The sequence below is a fragment of the Novipirellula methanifontis genome, from assembly GCF_052161655.1.
Taxonomy (GTDB): domain Bacteria; phylum Planctomycetota; class Planctomycetia; order Pirellulales; family Pirellulaceae; genus Novipirellula.
In genome coordinates, this window is record NZ_CP197418.1 from 6,336,391 (window position 1) to 6,357,277 (window position 20,887).

A 20,887-nucleotide genomic window follows, 5' to 3' on the forward strand; every position below is an offset into this window, starting at 1 on the left:
ATGCGTTATCTGCGCGTAGTGGATCTTGCTAAAGATCCCAGCGTGGCAGGATCTTTAGCAAGATCCACTACGGCAGTCATTCGTCGCCCGTTGCGAACGCGGTAGCGGCTGGTTGGAAGCGTGCGAATGGTCGTCGATCGACTTATTGCAGCAGATTACCGCAGCGATAGCAGTATTTTGCGTCTTTCAAGTGACTGGTGACTTCGCACACCGAACAGGGATGTTGCTCGCGATTCTGATTTTCGCCAGCTCTCAGCCCCACCAATTCCGCGCTGACGAAACCGCTGGGCACAATGATCAAACTGTAGCCAAGCAGGATCAGTACCGCTGAAATCATTTTGCCAATCGATGTTTTGGGAACCACGTCGCCGTAACCCACGGTGGTCATGGTAACAATCGCCCAGTACATCGATTGAGGAATCGAGGTGAAGTGGCTGTCGGGGTTCACGTGAGTGACTTCGTCTACGTTGAACAGTAGCGTTTCCACGTGATACATCAATGCACCACTGATCGTCACCGCAACCAACACGACCGCAAGAAAGACGACGATCTTATTGCGAGCGCTCCAAATGGCATGCGAAAGCTCATCGGCCTCGTTCATCATTCGCCAAAGTTTCAATACGCGAAAGACACGAAGCAATCGGATGCTGCGGAGAGTGAGCAGCGAACGCGACGAACTGCCGACAAAGAAGGTCAAATAGCTTGGCACCACACTCAATAGGTCGATGATGCCCCAGAAACTGAAGGCGTAGCGAAGCGGATGTCTCGAGCAGAGTAGTCGCAGCCCGTATTCGATCGTAAACAGAATCGTCAAAAACCATTCGGCCGCGGTGAACGCATCAAGCAGACGTCCGTATCCTGGTTCACGGAAATCGGGAACCGTTTCGAGTGCGACGAACAGAATGCTGGCGAGAATCGCAACCAATAATCCGATGTCGAACCAGCGTCCGGCCGGCGTGTCGGCCTCGAAAATGACGTCGTACATCGTTTGACGCCACGGCGGCGAATCAGGCCGCTGGGTTTGACGTCGCCGCTGCGTTTTTTGCTGGGCATGCGAACCGGGACGCGTCGATGTCATGGGGTCGGGAGATGAGGTCGCCATGACGTCGTTTGATGGGGTTAAGAGAATGAGATCGAATCCGTGCCCGTCCAGATGGGAACTCAATCGTAGCCTAGGAATCCGCCGAACGCACGACGCGGATTGCCCAGGCTACGAATACAATCTCAAAAAATTAAACTAACTCTTCTTTTCCGGGAACCGCAAAACCACGCGGAGCACCCGGCCCTTTGATATCCAGATCGCTAGGTACGATATCGAGTTTAGATTCGTTGGCAACAAAATCCCAGGTCACCGCTTGGCCGGTATAAGCCGCCATGCGGCCGAGCACTGCGGTCAGCGAACTCGCGGCAGTTTCGGCAAACTCGACGATCGGTTTGCCTTCGCGAATCGAATCGACCAGGTCTTTGTGCTCCTGCTTGTACGCCGCACCGATGTTACCTTCCATTTCCCAAGTCGTCTTGCCATCGCGGGTTTTGATCGAAGCCCCGCTATTGCCACCCAAGATCGTGCAGGTTCCTTTGGTGCCGTAGATTACGTTGCTGTTGTCCGACTTGGTGTCTGGAATTTGCCGACACATAAACGACACCACGCGGTCGCCGGGATAAACATAGTCCACCGCGACGTTGTCCCACATTTCACTATCGTCCGGACGGGTGAACCGTCCGCCACCACCGTACGCGGATACGGGTGGGCCGCCCATGATCCAATTGATTGTGTCAATGTTGTGAACCGCTTGCTCGGAAATTTGATCGCCCGAGAGCCAGACGAAATGCATCCAGTTGTAGAGCTGGTACTCGGCGTCGCTCATGCCTTCTTTGCGTTGGCGATACCAAATGCCGTTGGAACAGTAACGAGCGGTACCGCTGATGATGTCACCAATTTCGCCTTCGTGGATCCGCTTGATCGCTTCGACGTAATTGGTTTGCCGCCGGTACTGGGTTCCCGTAACGATGGCAGTCTTGTTCGCTCGCGCCTTTTTATCGGCTTCGAGACATTGCCGGTAACCTGCCGGATCCACGCAAGTTGGCTTTTCAGCAAAAACATGTTTCCCAGCGTCAACCGCGTCCAGTACATACGGAGCACGGAATCCCGGCGGTGTGGCGAACAGCACGACGTCGACGTCCTTGTTGTCGAGCACTCGTTTGTAAGCGTCCAATCCGTGGTGCATATCGCTCGGTTTGACGTCGAGCTTGTCGGCGTAGCGTGACGCGAGCGACTTGCAAATGTTTTGGCATTTCTGTTCAACCAAGTCCGCGACGGCAACCAATTTGACGTTGTCGTTGATCGACAACGAATCGTTGATGGCTCCGCTGCCACGTCCGCCGGCACCGACGAGTCCTAAACGAATCGGCTCGGGTTTCGATTCTGCGGGCTCGCTGCCACGCAGCACTCGCGTGGATGCAAAAGTCGATGCCACGCCGGCTGAGATCACGCCGCTGTTTTGGATAAATTTACGCCGCGAGGGTAGCGGGGTTTCAGAGGACACAGTGGGGTTGGTTTTAATCGGTTGGGTCATGCGAGTTTCGGGCCTCGGCGTTTGAGAAAGGTGGGAAATCGATCTATGAAGGTGGGAAAACAGGCGGAGAGAACGGCCCAGCCCCCAATCAAGGTGGTTGGCTGGGATCGCAACGACGTTCGCCGCGAAAAAACCATGAATTCCGTCTCGCCCTAGGATACAGCAAACGCCCGCGTAGTGTTGGATACAGCGACGTAAACGTTGACGTCGGAATAATCGCTACGACCACTACGATGGTTCAACTTCCCGTGTTCCAACCTTTGTATTCGCCCGGTCACAAGCCGGTTTGTGAGGTAAACCTCTGTAGAGGGACCGTTGTGTCTCGGTGGACTCCAAGGAACCCAAGCAGATGAACCTAATAAAATCAGCAGCTTTATTGGCTCGAACCGAACTGGCGACTCCCGTACGTGCCGTGCGTAATCGCTTGCTTTCGCATGAAGGAATTTCGCCGCTGTGCGTCTCGTTCTATCACCGCGTTGCCGACACCCATCCCAACGATTGGACCATTTCACGACGAGAGTTTTTGCGTCACGTTGACTACTGCCAATCGTCCTTCGATTTGATCGGACTTGATGAGCTACAAAATCGAGTCGACAACAATCATTGCTCTCATCCGACCGTGACCTTCACCTTTGACGATGGCTACGCGGAAAACTGTGAATTTGCTCTGCCATTACTAGCCGAACGAAACATTCCGTGCGTCTATTTTGTTGCCATCGGACATGTCAAACATCAAAGGCCGTTTCCGCATGATGTTGAGGCTGGCGTCGATCTGGCACCCAACACCTTGCAACAACTGCGTGACATCTCGGATTCGGGAATCGAAATCGGACTGCACACCCGCAATCATGTCGATTTTTCAAAGGTGACCGATCCCCAAGTCGTGCATCACGAAATCACGACGGCGAAAGACGAGCTTGAACAATGGATCGGGCGTCCGGTTCGTTATTTTGCAGTGCCCTACGGGCTGCCCTCGCAGTTGACGTCGATGGTGATCGACGCGGTTTATCGCTGCGGCATGCTTGGCTTCTGCAGCGCGTTTGGTGCCTACAACACTGTCGGACGCGACTCGTTTCACATTCGCCGTTTTCACGGAGATCCGTGTTTCTCGCGAATGAAGAATTGGCTCAGCTTTGATCCACGGAAATTGCGACTCGAGCCCAAAGTGAACTATGCACTGAGGCCCCGTGTACCAGCACACACCGAACTCGCGCAAAGTCAGCAAAGTAGTCGTGAATCAAACCAAGTTTTGCCTGTTGGGGAAACAGCGTCGCAATCTGTTTACCCAGCCATGCCTCAAGTCACCATACCACAGACTCACGTCACTTCGGTTGGCTAAGGGGCGAGTTGGCACAGCGAGGCCAATGCCTCGCTTAATCTCTAAATTCTGAACCGGGGTTCGCAACCCGCTGGACGCACATCAGTAATCTATCCGCAAGACCATCGATCAAATGCTCAATCAAATTCAGCAAATTTATCGTCCCGTACCGCCGCGTCACAAAGAGGGGCCACTGCGATGCATGTTTGTGATTACAAGCATGCCGGTGGGAGGCGCTGAAACATTGCTTGTCAATTTGATGCGGCGGATGAACCCCGAGATCATGATTCCGGAAGTCGCATGCCTGAAAGATCCTGGAGTTCTCGGAGATCAGATCGCCAGCGAATTCAAAGTCCATTTTAATCTACTGTCCAGCAAATACGACATGCGTGTGTTGCCACGCCTTGTGCATTTGATGCACAGTCGCTGGATTGACGTCGTGATCACGGTCGGCGCGGGCGACAAGATGTTTTGGGGACGCGTCGCAGCAAAGATAGCCGGGGTGCCCGTGATCGCGTCGGCACTGCACTCGACCGGATGGCCGGACGGTGTCGGCCGCCTCAACCGCAAGTTGACTTGTATCACCGATGCCTTTATCGGAGTCGCCGAGTCTCATGGTGAATTCTTGACTTCGTTCGAGAAGTTTCCCGCCTCGAAAGTAAACGTGATTCGCAATGGAGTGGACTGCGATCGCTTTCACGCATCTGCTACTGCACGGCAATCGCTCCGCAACGAGCTTGGTATTCCTAGTGACGCCCCGGTGGTCGGATTGGTGGCCGCGCTCCGCAGCGAAAAAAATCACGCCATGTTACTGAACACGGCGGCGATGATCCGCAATCAAAATCGCGATTCGCGATTGGGGCAAACCCACTGGGTGATCGTCGGTGATGGCCCCGAGCGGACCGCAATCGAAAATCTTCGCGACGAATTAGACCTTGCCTCTCATGTTCATCTGTTGGGGACACGTCATGACACGCCCGAACTTGTTGCCGGCATGGATGTGTTCGCGCTAACGTCGCTCAATGAAGCATCGCCTGTTTCGATCCTCGAAGCATTGGCGTGCTGCGTTCCTGTCGTCGCGACCGACGTCGGATCCATTTCGGAATCGGTAATCCAAGACGTCACGGGCCATTTGGTGCCTTCGCAAGACGTGCCTGCGATGGCCAACGCCGTATCGCAATTACTGAATGACCCCGAGACAGCACGTCGGATGGGAGAGCAGGGACGCGAACGCGTCGTGGCAACCGGATCTCTCGATTCAATGGTGCGAGGATACGAGTCGCTCGCCACCCGATTATATGACTCGAAAATATTAAAAAACGCTCTTCCATCGCCACGACCAGCCAAGGTGTCGCCCCAAGAGCAACCCACAAACAGCATTTCCTACTAAACGAGACACTGCGTTGCCCGCCCCCCCTGTCGGAATACCGACGCGTCTTTGGCAGGAAAGTTGCGAAACGCATTTCCGTTTCACGTATTGCTTGGGCGAAAGAATGCTGGCAACTCAATGACCGATCAGGAAGAAGGATGGCAACCAAGCCATCTCACTGGACTTCGCTCGACTCGTTCCACCCTCGACCAAACCAATGACCTCAATCCGAGATTGGCCAAATCTCCTTGCAGCAGCGCTGAGTTGGTTGTGGCAATCGGCCATCATTTCGGCAAAGGAAAGTTTGAGGCCCGTTGAAATTAACAAAAAAAGACAACGTAAAGGTCCTTTGTTTTCCATTTAGCCCATCTTGCCGTCGCATGCATAACTGTTACGTCTTATTCCCATTAAATGAGAGCGGAATATGAAGACTTTCCCTTGTCTGAATGAAAATCACCGTTAATCTGACAAAGATTGACCCAATAGTCAAAAATAAAGAATCTTGCTGCTACCCCTCTGAAAAGTGTGTCGCGTGCGATTCTTACCCCTCCCCGCGGTTGCTATCACAGGTAGAAGTAAATGTTCAATCTCCTTCAACAAATTTCCCATAGGGCGATCGCATTGACTGCGATCAGCATCAGCGTGTTTGCGGTTTCATCGCTGCAATCGGGTTCCGCGCTATCGCAAGATTGGTCAGAAAAAGTCTTTCCGATCAAAGCTCATGACTTTGGCGCGGTTGCCGTCGCGGCGAAGACGGAATTTCGTTTTCCGGTCAGCAATCCATACTCAACCCCGATGCACATCCAATCGGTGCGGGCGAGTTGTGGTTGCACCACGCCGATCATTGAAACTCAGTACATTCAACCGGGCGAAACCGGCTCGATTTTGGCTCGTTTCAACACTGGCACGTTTCGTGGCAAGAAGGGCGCGACGTTGACGGTGGTTGTGGACCAACCTTTTTATGCCGAAGCCCGCTTGGTTGTGGACGGATATATCCGCAGCGATATGGTGTTTCACCCAGGCGAAGTCAATTTTGATCGTGCAACGCAAGGCGAAGTTAAGACTAAAACGAGCAAAATTCTCTACGCAGGTCGTGATGATTGGCAGGTAACGGACGTTGTCAGCAACAAACCATGGCTATTGACCTCATTCAAGCAACTCAGCCGAGGTAGCGGCCGTGCGGACTACGAAATCACGGTCACCATCCAAGAAGATGCCCCTCAAGGCTTCTTTCAAGACGAAGTCACCGTGGTTACGAACGACCGTTCGATGCCCCGCGTTCCGCTGCGTGTCAGTGGCCAAGTTGAAAGTCTGCTCAGCATTTCACCGCAATCGATTGCCCTTGGCAGTGTGAAGCCTGGTCAACCGATCTCGAAACGATTGGTTATCCGCAGCCAAGAGCCCGTCATGATTGATTCCATCGAGTGCGAAGGCTGGGACGTCAAATTTGATCGTCCAACCGCCGAAAACACGACTTTTCTGCTTGATGTGACCTTCACCCCGACCGATTCGACTGGAAACGTCCGAAAGCCCGTTGTCATTTCGACCTCGGGTGCCAAGTCAGTGCAAGCAAAAGCCTTGCTGACCGCAGATATCCGTTCGGAATAAAGACGATCGCGGCCCTCCTTTCTAAAGGATCGGCCGCAGTCCGGCAGAAGTAACTTAACTAAAACGCCTCTCGAAAGATCGGGAGGCGTTTTTTGTTTGCGTCTCTGGCTCAATCCCAGTCATCTTCGATCGTCTCGGCGCGTGTGCATCGACGGCGACGCGTTTTTCGGTAACGCGAATGGCAGTGGCAAGCTTTGCGGTCTGGGGAGTTCTTTCTGCGTGCGGAGTATGGACGCATCAGGGGAAGGGCAACCAATGTGCGTGTCCTAATGTCGTCACTACCGGTATTGGCTGCCGTAATCGGTTTTAGATGCATAGTAGGCCCCACCCAGATGACGATTACTTTCAGCACGGGGAAGTCGGGGTTCCAGAGAAATACCTCGAAATGGCTCAACAAGGAATGTTGCTGCTGTTTCGAAATCTTTGGTGACATCGTCCTTTAGCACTTCAGCTAAAGTCGGTTCGGCTTCCACATTACAACTTTAGGGTAACGGACCACACGCCGACCATCGGTTCGAGCAACGAATCAAGAAGGCGATGCTGGTTAGCGAAAGAGTCTGACAAATAGAGGTCAACGTTTTTCGTTGTGCCAGCGAGTCGATTCGGTGAAATATATAAAAAGGAGTTTATAGATGAGAACCAATTTTATGCGGTGCGTTGCGATTGCCCTAGGCATGAGCGTTTGTAACGCCGCGATTGCACAAAATGCACCGTCGGTTGAACAATACAATTCGCCTTCGAAGTGGAGCAACTTCAACATTGTTCCACCACAACAACCGGCAATGCCACAACAGAGCATGCAGCCTCAAGGTTACTTGCACACAGTATCAACGGGCGGCCCCGTCGGTGCGGCAAAGCAAGATAATGCTGAGATTCTGCCGGCACCCAAGGGTGTCCCCGCACAGCCAGCGCCTCGCATGCCCGCACCACCACAGGTTCAGCAGCAGCAGCCTCAAGCTCAACCGCAACAAGGGACTCAGCTGAACCATCCGGGATACCAGCAGCCAATGGCTCCGGTTCCTTATTCAACGACGGGTGTCCAAGCCGGACCGGGATGCGCTCCCGGTGCTGCTCAGGGATACGGTCAACCCGGATATCAGCAGGCACCTGCTCATTGGCCGGCTCCGCAACCGACATCGGAAACACCGTTGGTTGATGGATCCTCGCCTTACAGCGGACCTCAATCCTTTTTCAACAACGGTTTCGCAGGTCACGGTTACGCAAGCCAAGGTTTCGCAGCACAAAGTTGTGATACCGGAGCCTGTGCGACGCCAGGCACCCGACCTAATCTTGCACCTTGGTACGGTGGTTTCAATTTGCTGTTCTGGCAAATGGAAACCAACCATGCCCGTCGTCTGATCGCTTTCGACTCGGGTTATGGCACCCATACCACCACCGGCGTTGTGGATCCTGACTCGACATTGGGATACGACTTGACGTTCGGTCGCTACTTGGATTGCGGTCGGTATGGGCTGAGTGCCACGTATATGAACTTCAACCCAAGTCAATCGGAAACGATCGTGACTGCGGGATCCTACTACGCTCCGCTTGCATCTTGGAACAATATCTCGATCGACCCTAATGGTACGGGCGTCGATACGGTTTACAACTTGTACGATAATGCAGCGGCTTACCGCGTACGCCGCAACGTTGAAATGCAAGGCCTTGAAGTCAATTTGACCAGTTTTGGTTTGATGGGAGCCCAGCGTGCCGCGGCAATGTGCAGCCAAGGTGCCTGTGGTGGCATCGGAGCGAATCTTGGGATCGGCAACTCATGTAACGGTTACGGTGGAGCAACGGGGCCATTGGTTCGTGCCACCAGCGGTCGTGTCCGTGTGAACACCAGCCACGGTTTCCGTTGGTTCCAATTCAACGATGAATTCGAATTCGCTGCGAATATCGATGGATCGGGTGGTTACCAAGCGACTGACTTTTATTACAACATTGACGTTGAAAATAACCTGTTCGGTTATCAATACGGCTCGATGTTGACTTACTGCCTGAACAGTCGTTGCAATCTAGGCATCGGCGGCAAGTTTGGTATCTACGGCAACCGAGCTGAAATGACTCAGCGTATGGGAACCGCTTCCGGCTACGCTTACGAAACCACGATGCCATCAGAATTCGTCAACACCAAATCGAGTGATACGGTCTTGGCTGGACTTGGTGAAATCGATCTTGGCTTGGGCTATCGTCTGAACAATGCCTGGACCGTTCGTGGCGGTTACCGCATGTTGGGTGCCGCTGGAGTTGCGACCTCAACAGGTTCGCTTGACCAAGATTACAGTTCAGTGGCGACCACTGGCGGCGTTTATGCCAACGACTCGCTACTACTGCACGGTGCCTACGTTGGAATGAACTTCAACTGGTAAACGAAACGCAGCCTAAGCTGAAATCGTCTTTCTAAGACAACTGACCGCAACGCTTGCTCGTTCGGTCAGAACGACTCACCCTGGCGGGGAAACCTGCCAGGGTGTTTTTTTGTTTTGCAAAGGCCTGGCTTCACGCCAAATTTAGCCCCGGATGGATGATGATCGCGATAAAGATTAGGCTGATAGGCGTTGCGTTTTCGTGGAATTTTACTCCATCAAAGTGATACTGATTTGAGCGATTTGCCCCCCCCGACGAAACCGGAGCCGTTGATCGACCCTTCGTTTCTGTTTCGATTCGAGATTCGGCTACTTCAGGACGAGATGAAGTGGTCGAGCAAGGGGCTGACGCTTCCCGAAACGTGTCGGTTGCCATCGTTTGGTGCACTCGGTGAGCGGCCGGTTTTTGCCGATGTGCGGATGGCTTGGAATGCGAGCGGGATCGGATTGACCGTCAATGTCACCGGCAAGCGGCAATTGCCGTGGTGCCGTGATTCACGACTGGACGACAGCGACGGATTTCATTTTTGGATCGATACGCGGTGTAGCCCCGGGATTCACCGAGCGACCCAGTATTGCCATCGTTTTCTGTGGATGCCCGCCGGAGGCGGCCCCAAGCGTGAACATCCCGTCGCCGCCTGGATTCCAATCAACCGTGCTCGTGTTAACCCCAAACCGGTCGCGTCAAACGAATTAAAGATCGCCGCCTACCCGCGCCACGACGGCTATCAAATGTCCGGCTTTGTACCGGCCCACGCACTGACAGGTTTTGATCCTGCGAGCCAACCTCGTATCAGTCTGTATTATGCTGTGATTGACCGCGAACTCGGTTGGCAAACGCTCACGCTCGGTCCCGAGTACCCGGTGTTGGAAGACCCCAGTCTGTGGGGCGAAGCCGTACTTGCGTAACCACCGCCCACCAAGCACTCCCCCCTTTCCCCTCCTTCCTCATTCCCCTCCTTCCTCCCGCAGGCGTCTCACCATGGCCAGCTCATCGATCGAAGCTTTTCCCACTCCGCTGCTGAGTGTCGATTTACCGACGGTGCGAAAGAATTTGCAGTCGATGGCGGAATATACCGCCGATCACGATCTGAATTTGCGACCGCATATCAAGACGCACAAATCACGCTTGTTTTCGCAGATGCAGCTCGAGTTTGGAGCGGTCGGATTGACCTCGGCCAAACCATCGGAGGCGATTGCCGCGGCAAGCGATGCCGAAGACATTTTGATTGCGTATCCTTGCTTTACTCCTGCACGACTGCAGTTGTTTGAGTCGCTGTGCAAGGACCATCAAGTGCGAATGGGGATCGATAGCACCGAAGCCGCAGAGCGCATTTCGAGTCATTTGCATGATCACTCCGGCAGCACCATTGGGCTGCTCGTGGATCTCGACGTCGGTCATCATCGCACCGGAATCTCCGCTGCTGAGTCGGTGGTCGGTTTGGCACGCCAGATCGAGTTGCTGCCGAATGTGCGGTTTGACGGTGTGATGTTTTTTCCGGGGCATGTGGTGCCTAATCATGCGGGCGTTAGCGAAGGTATGGCGAACGTTCGAGCTAGCCTGGTTTCCATCCTTGACGCGCTGCAAAGCGAGGGGCTAAAGCCGGGGATTGTCTCGGGAGGTTCAACACCGACAGCAAAACACACGCATTTGATCCCTGAGATCAGCGAGATTCGCCCCGGCACCTACATCTTTAACGATCTAAACTGTGTGCGTTGGCAATGTGCGACACTCGACGATTGTGCTGCGTTGGTGCATGCAACGGTGATCAGCACCGCGGTCAAAGGCAAGGCGGTTATCGATGCCGGCAGCAAAATGTTGTCGAGTGATCTATGTGGTGCCGATCCGCAATCAGGGTTTGGCTTTCTGGTGGATCATCCTGGCGCCAAGGTTGCCCGACTAAGCGAAGAGCATGGTGAAATCGAATTGGGCGAGAGCGATTGGAGTCCACGGATCGGCGACCGTATTCGCATCTTGCCAAACCATATTTGTCCGTGCGTCAATCTTCAAAACGAACTGATCCTCGTGGACAATGATCAACCGCTGCGGCGATTAGCGGTTGACGCACGCGGGATGGTCCACTGATTGCATCAGATCATTGATCTGATTGCATCGCATCAATGGATGCGAGGATCGATCAAGTGTGCGACGGAGCAATTGTTGGCAACATCGTCGTGGGATGTTTCGCTATAGTTTTGTTGGCGGATCGCTTCACTTCACTCCCTCGTTGCCCAAGAGTATGCACTGTGTCTGACAATCGTTATTCGCTTCAAGCTTTTTTAGAAAAGACAAAAGATCGCGACTTAAACCAAGGGCTTTTCGAGCTTGAGTCCGAGCGGATGCTTGACATCAATCTCAACGGCGAAGTTTGGATAAAGATGGGCGCAATGGTCGCCTACACCGGACAAGTGAAATTTGAACGCGAAGGTGTGCTGTCTCGCGGTGTTGGCAATCTGCTGAAAAAGGCGATGTCGGGCGAGGGAACGTCGCTAACAAAGGTGACGGGGAAAGGTTCGGTATTTTGTGCCGATGCGGGTAAGAAGATCACCATCTTGCAGTTGGACAATGAAGCGGTGTCGGTCAATGGTAACGATTTGTTAGCGTTTGAAATGTCGCTGAATTACAACATTCGCATGATGAAAAAGATGACGGCGATGTTGGCGGGCGGTCTGTTCAATATTCGGCTCGAAGGAACCGGGATGGTGGCGGTTACGACCCATTATGATCCGCTGACGCTGCCGGTTTCGCCTTCGCATCCCGTCATCACCGACCCCAATGCAACCGTGTTGTGGTCAGGCAACATCGAGCCCGAGTTAAAGACCGATGTCCAGTGGAAAACATTTCTCGGACGCGGTTCAGGCGAATCAGTACAACTGCGTTTTCAAGGCAACGGATTCGTGGTCGTCCAGCCGTATGAAGAAGTCTACTTCCAAGGCAGCAGCAACTAGAGCTTGGATGTTGCCAGCGGATCTGTAGGGCAGATTTTTCCTTTTGGCTCATTAACCCAGTTACCTCGCCCCAACAAAGTGAGACTGCTGATTTAGTTAGCCGTTTTGGCGCTAGCCACGGTTTCGCCATCATCCAACCGGGGCTAGCGCCCAAACGGCTAACATAAGAGCGGTGATGTCGTACTAAATCAGCAGTTTCAAAGTTGGTGGAGAGGTAGTAGGAATATTACGCAACCGAACAGTCAATAAAAGACCAACGATTTAGCAGTTCAGTTCCGCTTAGACGTTTTCCGCTGCGGGGACTTCGAAGCCGCTGCGGTATTCGCGAGTCAACATTGCGTTGGCTTCGTCGTTGCCGATAAATTGCTCGGCTTCGGGATCAAACTTCAGATGGGCTCCCAGCGACATCGGTGTTTTTGCGAGGTCGACACCGTTGGCGGTAAGATGCTCGACGGTTCGCTGTAGCGTTTCTTGGTTGTTGTCCAAGCTCTTGATCTTCGCGAGCGCCTTGCTGATCTCGTCGGCAGAAGCATGGTTCTGCTCGCCAACGTAGTAGGAGATGTTACCAAGGTGGCTGACCGCGGCCGACAAGTGACCCGTGGTTGCATCGGCATTCAACTTGGACGCATCACGCGATTGGCACGCATCAATGAAGTTGGCAAAGTGAGCGTCGCCAACATTACGCGTTTTGAACTCTTTGATCAGCTTTTTGTTCTTGTCAAACGCGGCACAGTGATCGTAGGAAGTCTGCGCAACGTAACCTTCGCTGCCGTAGAAAATCACACCAATCTTGTTGCCTTTTCCTTTGCCAAAGAAACTTTCGATTTCGTCGCCCGAGGTGGTCGAGCAATCAAGTCCACGAGTTTCAAAGACGAGGCATTTGTCACCGTAATCGTAGATCGAAATTTCGGTGTTTCCGGTGTCACCGGCATCGACGTAATCGGGATCGTTGCGTTCGGCTTGATAACCCAATCGGCCGCCGTAGGTGAGCACCGAATTGGGGTGACGATTGACGCCCAATCCCCAGCGTGCGATGTCGGTTTGATGCGGTCCTTGGTTCCCCAAGTCACCGTTGCCGTAGTGACGTTGCCAATGCCAATCGTAGTGGAATTGCTTACGCGTGACCTTGGGGTCGGTGTAGGTCGCAGGCCCGCTCCAAAGATCAAAGTTCACTTTTTCGGGGATTGGGTAATCGCCCAATGCGCCGATCGATTTACGTCGTTTGTAGCACAAACCGCGAGCAAAGTTGACTTCTCCGATGCCACCGTCGGCAATGAACTGGACGGCGTCTTGGCAAGCGCTGCTGCTACGGGATTGGGTTCCGGTTTGGAACATGCGGCCGTACTTCTCGGCGGCGGCCACCAAGGCGCGACCTTCGTGAATGTTGTGGCTGATCGGTTTCTCGATGTAGACGTCTTTACCGCCTTGCATCGCCCACACGCCCATCAAGGCGTGCCAGTGGTTAGGGGTGGCACAGGTCAAAATGTCGAGGCCGTTCATTTCCAATGCGTCTCGCACATCGGTAAAGAACTCGGGCTTACTGCCCTGCATCTCGCTGACTTTCGCAACGCGTTGCTTCCCAACACTTTCGTCAATGTCGACAATCGCACGAATCTCGGTGCGGGGGTCATGATTGAAGCCACGAATGTGCTCGTTGCCGCGGCTATTTACTCCGACGATGCAAACGCCGAGTTTGTCGTTGGGGCCTGCGGCGTGTGCGAACCGCTGAGCTCGTGGCAGCGATGCTGCAGCGACTGTCGCTGCAGCCGCCGAGGTGAACTGACGTCGAGATAGTTTTTGCATGCTAAAATCTTTCCAGGAAGGAAGCAGAAATGGTGGGACAGAGTGCACCATTTTACCTGGAAAAATTTCGCCGGTGGTGTGTTAACCGGCGAAATTTAGCGACAAGCCAACTCGGTGGGCCGCAGCGATGCGATTTGCAAGGAACTAGCGACTACTCGCCAAGCGGTTGACCATCGATTTGTCGGTCAAACTGGGCTGCATTGGGTCCGCGCCAATTGTACCTACCAGCTCTTCGAGATAGTCGGTTGATTCGACACGTGCCAGCATCTCTGATGCGTAACCCAGGCGATCGGCCAACTCCAAATCGATCGGCGAATCATTCTGTTTGGAATGCTCGACGATTCCTTTAAGCCGTGCTTCGAAGGCACGCCAATGGTCGATATCGCGATTCTGTTTCTTCTGCAATCGACGCGCGTACCAATCGCTGCTGAGCAACGAATCCCGCGTAAACAATTTGCGAATCTCAGGATCGCTTACGGTTTTGCCTTCGTGGTCCCCGTATGCCATGATGTTCAAGACTGCTTGCAGCGGAGGACATGCCAATTCAAAGCCGCCGTCTTCCATGTAAGCCAACGCGACTCGTTTCTGGGCTTCTGCGATGTGCATGATACCGTCAACAAACGATTCGATGTCTTGCAGTTCCGGTTGCAAGATTTCAGGCGTGAAGACCTTCGATGGATTATCGAACACGCGAGCCAAATAGGTGCGGACAAACCGGGTCGTAATCCGGTATCCCAAGCGGCTGGCAGGAACTTTCAAATCGCCGTGATGAAAATCCTCGATCTTTTCGAGCATCTTGCCCTTAATCATGGCCGCAGGATCTCGTTCTTCGGGGCCCAGGCGGCACCAGACTTCGGGGATCAACAGCGAGATATCGTGACCGACTTCGAAGCGAGGCCCGACGTGACCCGCTGCGGTACTGAATCCACCCAGTCCGGTCAAAATCAATGACACAACGGTTGAATTCAAATCGACCGACGGCATCAGCGCGTTAAAGGGACCTTTGGTCAAAGCGCCTTCGCTGCCCGCTCCCGTCGTACTCGGGCTCTTGCCCGTCAAAGAGCAAACGTAATCCATCAACAACTCAGGCAGTTCTTGATAATGCAGCGGCGAGTAGACCGCGAGCGAGCGGAATCCGGCAACGGGGTCCGGTGGATTGTTGCGACGTCCCGACAACACAGCACCGACGGGAGCGTGAATCGGAGCATCCTCGGCAAGCCCGCGGTGCAATTGCGTGCCTCGCATCGCGACATAGGTGTCACGCGCGTTGACCATGTCCGGGCGGTCTTGCAAGTACCGTGGATTTTTGGTCGGCGCACCGTTGACGATCCGTGGGTTCGCCGTGCTGACGACATAACCGTCCTTGGCTTCGGCGGCCTTAGCCAGCATCCTTGCCATCGGGCCGGTGAATTTGTCGAACTCGATTGCATCGTCGACGATCTCGCGAGCTTGCGAGGTCGTCAATGGCTCGAAGTTGCTGATGAAGCTGTCCGGACGCGACAAATCGAGTTCGGTTTGCTTGTCCAATCCACGATGCACGGCGTCATCGGGACGTTGAAACAATCGATATTCGCAATTTTCGACGAACTTGTAACTTCCCGCTGGCGTGATCGCTTTACCGACGTCGCCCAAAACATCCGCGGGCGCCACAACGCTAGCGCTGATGTCGTCTTCACGCTGGACCTTGTCCGCAGCAATAAAGTCTTGACGCAATTTGAATGTTCGCCAGCGATTATTGTCCCAACCCACTCGCAAATAGGTTCCCACCAGCGTCCGGTCGCCGAGTTTCAGTTCATGACCTGCCGAACCGTTGACGATATCGACACCGAAATGCTCGTGCCAATTTTCTTCCATTCCCGAGCGGATGAAACGCTTGATGATCAATGCCATCGAATAGACATGCTCGGGGATATCACGAAGCCACTTGTTGTAGTCTTCGTTGTAGTCCGGTGACGGAGTCAGCAATTGAATCACGCTTCCGAGGCTTCGACTTGGATCGAGCACTGGGCGACTCGGTTTTTCCGTGTAGTCCGTTCGGCCGGTGTACTCTTTGGACCAACGGTCGTGATAGGAACGCGAGAAGATCTCGTCGAGTTTTGCAAAGTCCTTTTCACGATCGGTGACAAAGATCGGGCCATACAACATATAGTCGCGAAGGCTCTTGCTGATTTCGCTTTTTCCGCCACCGCTAACCGTGCACGGTTTGTGACAGAAGATGCCTTCGCCGACTGAGCCGACCAATCGCCAAGACGGCGCGTTGGGATGTTTTTCGAGTCGGATTTTGTAGCCGCTTGGTGCGATGTATACATTTGTCGGTGACAGCGGAATCCGCTCGACTTTGCCATTGTTTGTCCAAGTGACGCAGCGTTCGATCAGTGTGACCTTGGCATTTTCAGGAATGTAGATAACGCTCGAATCGAATCGGTCGACGCCGTAACCTTTGGGTTTGACGTCGATGAATGATGGGTACTCGCGAGCGACGTCCGAGAACCGGCGTCCGTTGTAACGGCGACTGTTGACTTGGAATTCATCGCCGAGCGAATACGAGGCGAATGCGAGTGCGCCACCGGAATGCTCTTCTTCGCATCCACCCATCAAGTTGGTCGCGTAGCTGAGCTGCGTTTTGACTTCTTTTTTGCAATAACCGTAATAGTTATCCGCGATCAGCGTTACGATCACGCCCGACTCGTCGCGGCACGTCAGTTTGAATGCGCCACCATCGTTGTATTTTTCAGCTGGGTCTTTCCAGCACATCGAGTCGCGACGTTGTCGATCGGTGGCGTCGTCGTAGCTCGGCAAGCCAAGCTCTTTCTTGGTCAAACTCGTCAAGTGCGTCGCCAAGATGACACAACCGGTGTGACCGCTCCAGTGCAACACGTCCAATCCCGCATCGTTGCGACTGCTGACCGGATCGCCTGCGTTACCGAAAATCGTTTCCACAAAATCGAGGTTGCTGATCAACGAACCCGGAGCAAAGAAACGGGTTTCCATGGTCTTCTGGGCACAGAAACCGGGGACCTCGGGACAGACAATCGGGCGAAGCAGCAGCGACACCCAAGTCAGCGCCGGTTTGGCCGAGGTGGATGTGTACGGCAGTAACATCAAATCGTCAGGCGGATTCATTGCGGCCCGAAACAACTTGGCGAATACGCCTTTGGGAACAATTCGCTTTTCATTCGGGATCGCCAATCCCCCTTCGACAACGTGGAATGTTCCCGCCGTGGTACGGCGATCCGAGCGAGGGTTGTTGAGCACGCCGTTGATACAACGATACGAATTGACAAGCTCATTTTGGAATTCGTATCCACCCGCCGGCAAACTCATTTCGCGTGACATACCGTGGCGGTCGAGCGTTAGCGTGCGTCCCGGCAGACGTAGCGGATCGCCGTCGATGACATCGGCGAAGTATTCATTGAGGAAATTTTCAATACGTGAGTCAACCGGTGCCCGATGCTCGGACAGCAATCGATTCTTTTCTCGCAGACTCTCTAGAATCCCAGCCGAGAAGGTGGTCATCGACTGATCGAGTTCGTTGTCGGGTGGCAACAATCCAGCAGAGGCAAGTTGCAGCGTAATGTAATTTCTTAAATTTTCTTTGGCTGCCGGGGAGTTCGACAGATCGCGGTCCCACCCCAAAGCTCGTTGAAGTTCTTCCTTTTCGGACTCGCCATACTGCACTGCCGGGGTTTGTGATGACAACATTGCCAGACTCCTGAGCTAGAGGATTGAATTCCGCCTTGTGAATTCGCACATTTATAACGCGGCTTCTTATTGAAAATGCCGAGGACGCTGTTATACACCACACAGCCGATTTGCGAACAGCGTGGTATAGCGTGATGTTGTAAACCGCAACCCAGATACTGGACATCCGGTTGCGTAATTGCTCTCGATTAACAGCGACTGCCAAGTCGTCTCGCCGGACAAGCGATTTCAAATTGCCCATTCGATTTGCGTGTGCGTATAAGCACAAACAAAAACCCTCCCAAGCGGTGAATGCTTGGGAGGGTTTTAAGTTGATCAGGTCGCAAGTTGCTCGAGTCAAATTACGCTCTAAAAGTCCAGGGACGTGGGATCACTGAGCGTCTTGCAATCGATTGACGGCCTAGTAGTCGTCGTTTTCTTCGGCTTCGCGAGCGTACGAGAAATCGGTTCGCTTATCGACCGCTTCGTAGAAACCTTGGATCACTTCGTTTGTCGAACCGCCTCCTGCGAGCATCGCCATCATACGATCACGTGGGTTTTGGAACAGCACTTTGAGCTCATCCAAGCTCGGTTGGAAATTGGTCGGTTTGACGACATACACCACGCTTTCGGGCATATTCATGGCAACCGAGTATTTGCCGACTTCGGAATTAAATACCGCTTTCATGAATTCTTCGCCAACCGAGTTCAGTTCAGGGACGTTACCGATCGATGCGCCTTGGAATCCAAAGGAATCCATCCAGCTGAACGGACCAAGTCCCGACTTCACTTCGTCTTTGTTCTCGGCAGGAACAAGTTCGCTGAGTTCCGTGCCGGACTTGTTGGCCTTGGCGGCCAGTTCGACTGCGGCATCCATCGCCAACTTGCGAGCTTCGCTGAGGCGAACGGCTGCGATCACTTCGTCACGAACTTCTTCAAGTTTCGGCGTGTACGCCTTTCGCTCGTGGGTCTTCCACGAAATGTAGGTCTTGCCACCACGATCATCGACGGTGCGAAGTGGCGAGTACAACACTTGACGAGGCATGACGCCCATTTGGGTTTGACCGCCGTACATGAACGAAGTGAACGATGGACCACGACGCATCTGTTGCGTGCCCACTTCGACCGATTGTGCAATCGGTTCGGCTTCGATCGAAAATTCGGTGTTCGGGCCAATTTTTTGGAACCGGAAACCGTACTTCTCGCCCAGTTTCTTCAAGTTGAACGGCTTCAGTTCTTCAACTTCGAGCCCGTTCTTTTTGTCGCTGGTGTAGATCGCGTGCTGGTTAAAGTAACGACGCATTTGCGAGAACATTTCCGCAGTCGCTTTGCCCATTCGCTCTTCTGCGATTGGCAGTGCGAGTGAATCGGCAATCTGCTCGCGGACTGCTTCGAACGATTCGGTATCCGGTTTCTTAGGTTCAGCCTTTTTTGGCTCAGCCTTTTTCTCTTCGGCTACCTTTGCGTCTTCCTTCTTTGCATCGTCCTTCTTTGCATCGTCCTTCTTGGGGGCGACCGGTTCGGCGTCCGCCTTTTCTTCTGCCGATTCTTCTTTCATTTCCGGCTTGGCTTCGTCCGCAGCTTTTTCGTCCTTTTTGGCTTCTTCAGCCTTTTTGGCGTCGGATTCTTTGGCCGCGTCATCTGCTTTTTCTTCCGTTTTTTCGCTCACTTCGCTTTCAGGCTCAGTGGCGTCGGTATCGACATCGGCGTCCGTAGCTTCATCACTCGTGTCTTGGAATGCCACCAAGCGGATGCCGTTTTCCGAAGCCATCGAATTGGTTCGTCGTGAAGTCTTGTCTGCATCGTCGTTTGACTCTTTAACTTCTTTGACTTCGGATTCTGGGCTGTCTGACTTCGGTTTCTCGTCGGACGATTTCGCTTCGGGTTTCGAAGATGCTTCGTCACTCTTTGGTGATTCAGCGTCGTCCGCCTTGGCGGGTTCGTCCTTTTTGGGCTCTTCCTTCTTAGTTTCTTCTTTCTTTGTTTCTTCAGCCTTTTTGGGCTCATCGGCCTTCTTAGGCTCTTCCTTGGTTTCGGCTGGCTTTTCTTCCTTGACCTCAGCGGATTCCTTTTCTTCGGTCGCAGGAGTCGCTTCGGCTTCCATTACCTCAGTTTCGACAAGTTCTGTTTCCAGACCGTCGGCCATTTCGGCTTCGACTGCCGCTTGGGTCGCAGGATCTTCGGGAAGTTGGAAATCACCGCCCTTGAGTCGACGTTCGTACTCGGCTCGCAATTCAGCCTCACTGATCTTGACCGCTTCTTCGTCGATGAACGACTGCAGATCGCCGACAAGGTATTCAAATTGAGCGGTGTATTGTCGATGAAACGCGGGGGCAGGCGATTGATCGTTCGGATCGGTGTCCTTGCCTTCTTCGTACATCGCTTTGATCGCGGATTCGCTTGGCTTTGGATCGGTCTTGCTGACAAAGCTTTCAACCGGGATGCCGTAAGCCGTGGCAGTCGCTTCGCGGTTAAGCTTCAGGAAATTCGTCCATTCTTCGGCGGGGGTCATGATTGGCATTTGACCCGCCGAGACGACGGCGAAACCGGATCGGTTATACAAATCGGCCAACAAATGGCTGCGAAGTTGTTCGTACAAATGCACGCGACCCATCTGGTTACGAGAGCTTTCCATCAACATGGAATCGATTTGCTTGTCGGTGAAGCGATCATCGACGAACAGATTTAGCCAAGCACCGATGGCTGCATCATCGAGTTCGAAACCCGCTTTGTTAGCTTCAGAGGCAAATTGCATCGTCTTCAAGGACAACTGCTCGCTTGGAACCTCGCTGATTCCGATCGACGCAACACGGTTGTTTTGGTCGTCGTAGCGAAACCCTGGGGTCTTCGGCGAACCACCCGCTGCAATCGTCTTTTCTGCCAACTCTTGCAGAAAGCGAACAGTCGACTGATGATTTTGAGTCATGTACGAAACACGATTCTGAGAAATTTCGATTCCATCGAAACTGGCAAGCTTCGTGTCTCCCCCACCTCCCGTATTTTGACGCAGGTAGGTGTCGAGTGCCGGTAGCACGACAAACGAGAACATCGCCAACATGATCAGAAAGACCATCATTGGTTTGAGGTTCTTGCGAAAGATTTCGAACGGACTGTTGTTCATAGCAGACTCTTTCTGGCTTCTTTTTCTGGCGAGGACGCAAAGCACCGAGGTTTTTCAGTGCTTTGGGGGATTGTCCGAGGGGGTTTTCCGTAA

12 protein-coding genes are annotated in these 20,887 nt (G+C 53.4%); 7 read left to right on the top strand and 5 right to left on the bottom strand.

Annotated elements, in window-relative coordinates:
- Positions 1-142: 142 nt before the first annotated feature.
- A complete protein-coding gene (locus SH528x_RS22850) occupies positions 143-1,102 on the bottom strand; it encodes an ion transporter (RefSeq protein WP_442505764.1) in 960 nt (319 codons plus the stop codon).
- A gap of 130 nt (positions 1,103-1,232) precedes the next feature.
- Entirely contained in the window at positions 1,233-2,576 is a 1,344-nt protein-coding gene (locus SH528x_RS22855) for a Gfo/Idh/MocA family protein (RefSeq protein ID WP_442505765.1), read from the bottom strand.
- 349 nt (positions 2,577-2,925) lie between these two features.
- Here SH528x_RS22855 and SH528x_RS22860 point away from each other — a divergent pair, with 349 nt between their 5' ends.
- The 7 genes from SH528x_RS22860 to SH528x_RS22890 all read left to right on the top strand — a co-directional run bounded on the left by SH528x_RS22860 (position 2,926) and on the right by SH528x_RS22890 (position 12,189).
- On the top strand, positions 2,926-3,915 hold the full coding sequence (locus SH528x_RS22860) for a polysaccharide deacetylase family protein (RefSeq protein ID WP_442505766.1): 990 nt from the start codon (positions 2,926-2,928) through the stop codon (positions 3,913-3,915).
- A 181-nt stretch (positions 3,916-4,096) separates the two neighbouring features.
- Positions 4,097-5,284, top strand: coding sequence for a glycosyltransferase (locus tag SH528x_RS22865; protein WP_442512163.1), 1,188 nt, complete (start codon positions 4,097-4,099; stop codon positions 5,282-5,284).
- A 558-nt stretch (positions 5,285-5,842) separates the two neighbouring features.
- Positions 5,843-6,871, top strand: coding sequence for a DUF1573 domain-containing protein (locus SH528x_RS22870; RefSeq protein ID WP_442505767.1), 1,029 nt, complete (start codon positions 5,843-5,845; stop codon positions 6,869-6,871).
- Between the two features lie 632 nt (positions 6,872-7,503).
- On the top strand, positions 7,504-9,243 hold the full coding sequence (locus SH528x_RS22875) for a hypothetical protein (RefSeq protein ID WP_442505768.1): 1,740 nt from the start codon (positions 7,504-7,506) through the stop codon (positions 9,241-9,243).
- Between the two features lie 231 nt (positions 9,244-9,474).
- Positions 9,475-10,149 (top strand): hypothetical protein, encoded by a 675-nt coding sequence (locus SH528x_RS22880; protein ID WP_442505769.1) that lies wholly within the window; start codon positions 9,475-9,477, stop codon positions 10,147-10,149.
- A gap of 73 nt (positions 10,150-10,222) precedes the next feature.
- Positions 10,223-11,326, top strand: a complete 1,104-nt coding sequence (locus SH528x_RS22885; RefSeq protein ID WP_442505770.1) for an alanine racemase — start codon at positions 10,223-10,225, stop codon at positions 11,324-11,326.
- A 161-nt stretch (positions 11,327-11,487) separates the two neighbouring features.
- The gene (locus SH528x_RS22890; RefSeq protein WP_442505771.1) at positions 11,488-12,189 is read left to right on the top strand and encodes an AIM24 family protein; all 702 of its coding nucleotides are present in this window, start codon (positions 11,488-11,490) and stop codon (positions 12,187-12,189) included.
- 279 nt (positions 12,190-12,468) lie between these two features.
- Here the strand turns inward: SH528x_RS22890 and SH528x_RS22895 are convergent, their stop codons facing one another.
- The 3 genes from SH528x_RS22895 to SH528x_RS22905 all read right to left on the bottom strand — a co-directional run bounded on the left by SH528x_RS22895 (position 12,469) and on the right by SH528x_RS22905 (position 20,794).
- Positions 12,469-13,992 (bottom strand): Gfo/Idh/MocA family oxidoreductase, encoded by a 1,524-nt coding sequence (locus tag SH528x_RS22895; protein WP_442505772.1) that lies wholly within the window; start codon positions 13,990-13,992, stop codon positions 12,469-12,471.
- Between the two features lie 144 nt (positions 13,993-14,136).
- Positions 14,137-17,694: a hypothetical protein gene (locus SH528x_RS22900; protein WP_442505773.1), complete on the bottom strand. Its 3,558-nt coding sequence runs from the start codon at positions 17,692-17,694 to the stop codon at positions 14,137-14,139.
- A gap of 400 nt (positions 17,695-18,094) precedes the next feature.
- Positions 18,095-20,794: a hypothetical protein gene (locus tag SH528x_RS22905; RefSeq protein ID WP_442505774.1), complete on the bottom strand. Its 2,700-nt coding sequence runs from the start codon at positions 20,792-20,794 to the stop codon at positions 18,095-18,097.
- Between the last annotated feature and the right edge of the window lie 93 nt (positions 20,795-20,887).

Excerpts from the sequence above, each read along its gene's own strand:
- SH528x_RS22850 (WP_442505764.1), bottom strand. The coding sequence starts at position 1,102 with ATGGCGACCTCATCTCCCGACCCCATGACATCGACGCGTCCCGGTTCG.
- SH528x_RS22855 (WP_442505765.1), bottom strand. The coding sequence starts at position 2,576 with ATGACCCAACCGATTAAAACCAACCCCACTGTGTCCTCTGAAACCCCG.
- SH528x_RS22860 (WP_442505766.1), top strand. The coding sequence starts at position 2,926 with ATGAACCTAATAAAATCAGCAGCTTTATTGGCTCGAACCGAACTGGCG.
- SH528x_RS22865 (WP_442512163.1), top strand. The coding sequence starts at position 4,097 with ATGTTTGTGATTACAAGCATGCCGGTGGGAGGCGCTGAAACATTGCTT.
- SH528x_RS22870 (WP_442505767.1), top strand. The coding sequence starts at position 5,843 with ATGTTCAATCTCCTTCAACAAATTTCCCATAGGGCGATCGCATTGACT.
- SH528x_RS22875 (WP_442505768.1), top strand. The coding sequence starts at position 7,504 with ATGAGAACCAATTTTATGCGGTGCGTTGCGATTGCCCTAGGCATGAGC.
- SH528x_RS22885 (WP_442505770.1), top strand. The coding sequence starts at position 10,223 with ATGGCCAGCTCATCGATCGAAGCTTTTCCCACTCCGCTGCTGAGTGTC.
- SH528x_RS22895 (WP_442505772.1), bottom strand. The coding sequence starts at position 13,992 with ATGCAAAAACTATCTCGACGTCAGTTCACCTCGGCGGCTGCAGCGACA.
- SH528x_RS22900 (WP_442505773.1), bottom strand. The coding sequence starts at position 17,694 with ATGTTGTCATCACAAACCCCGGCAGTGCAGTATGGCGAGTCCGAAAAG.
- SH528x_RS22905 (WP_442505774.1), bottom strand. The coding sequence starts at position 20,794 with ATGAACAACAGTCCGTTCGAAATCTTTCGCAAGAACCTCAAACCAATG.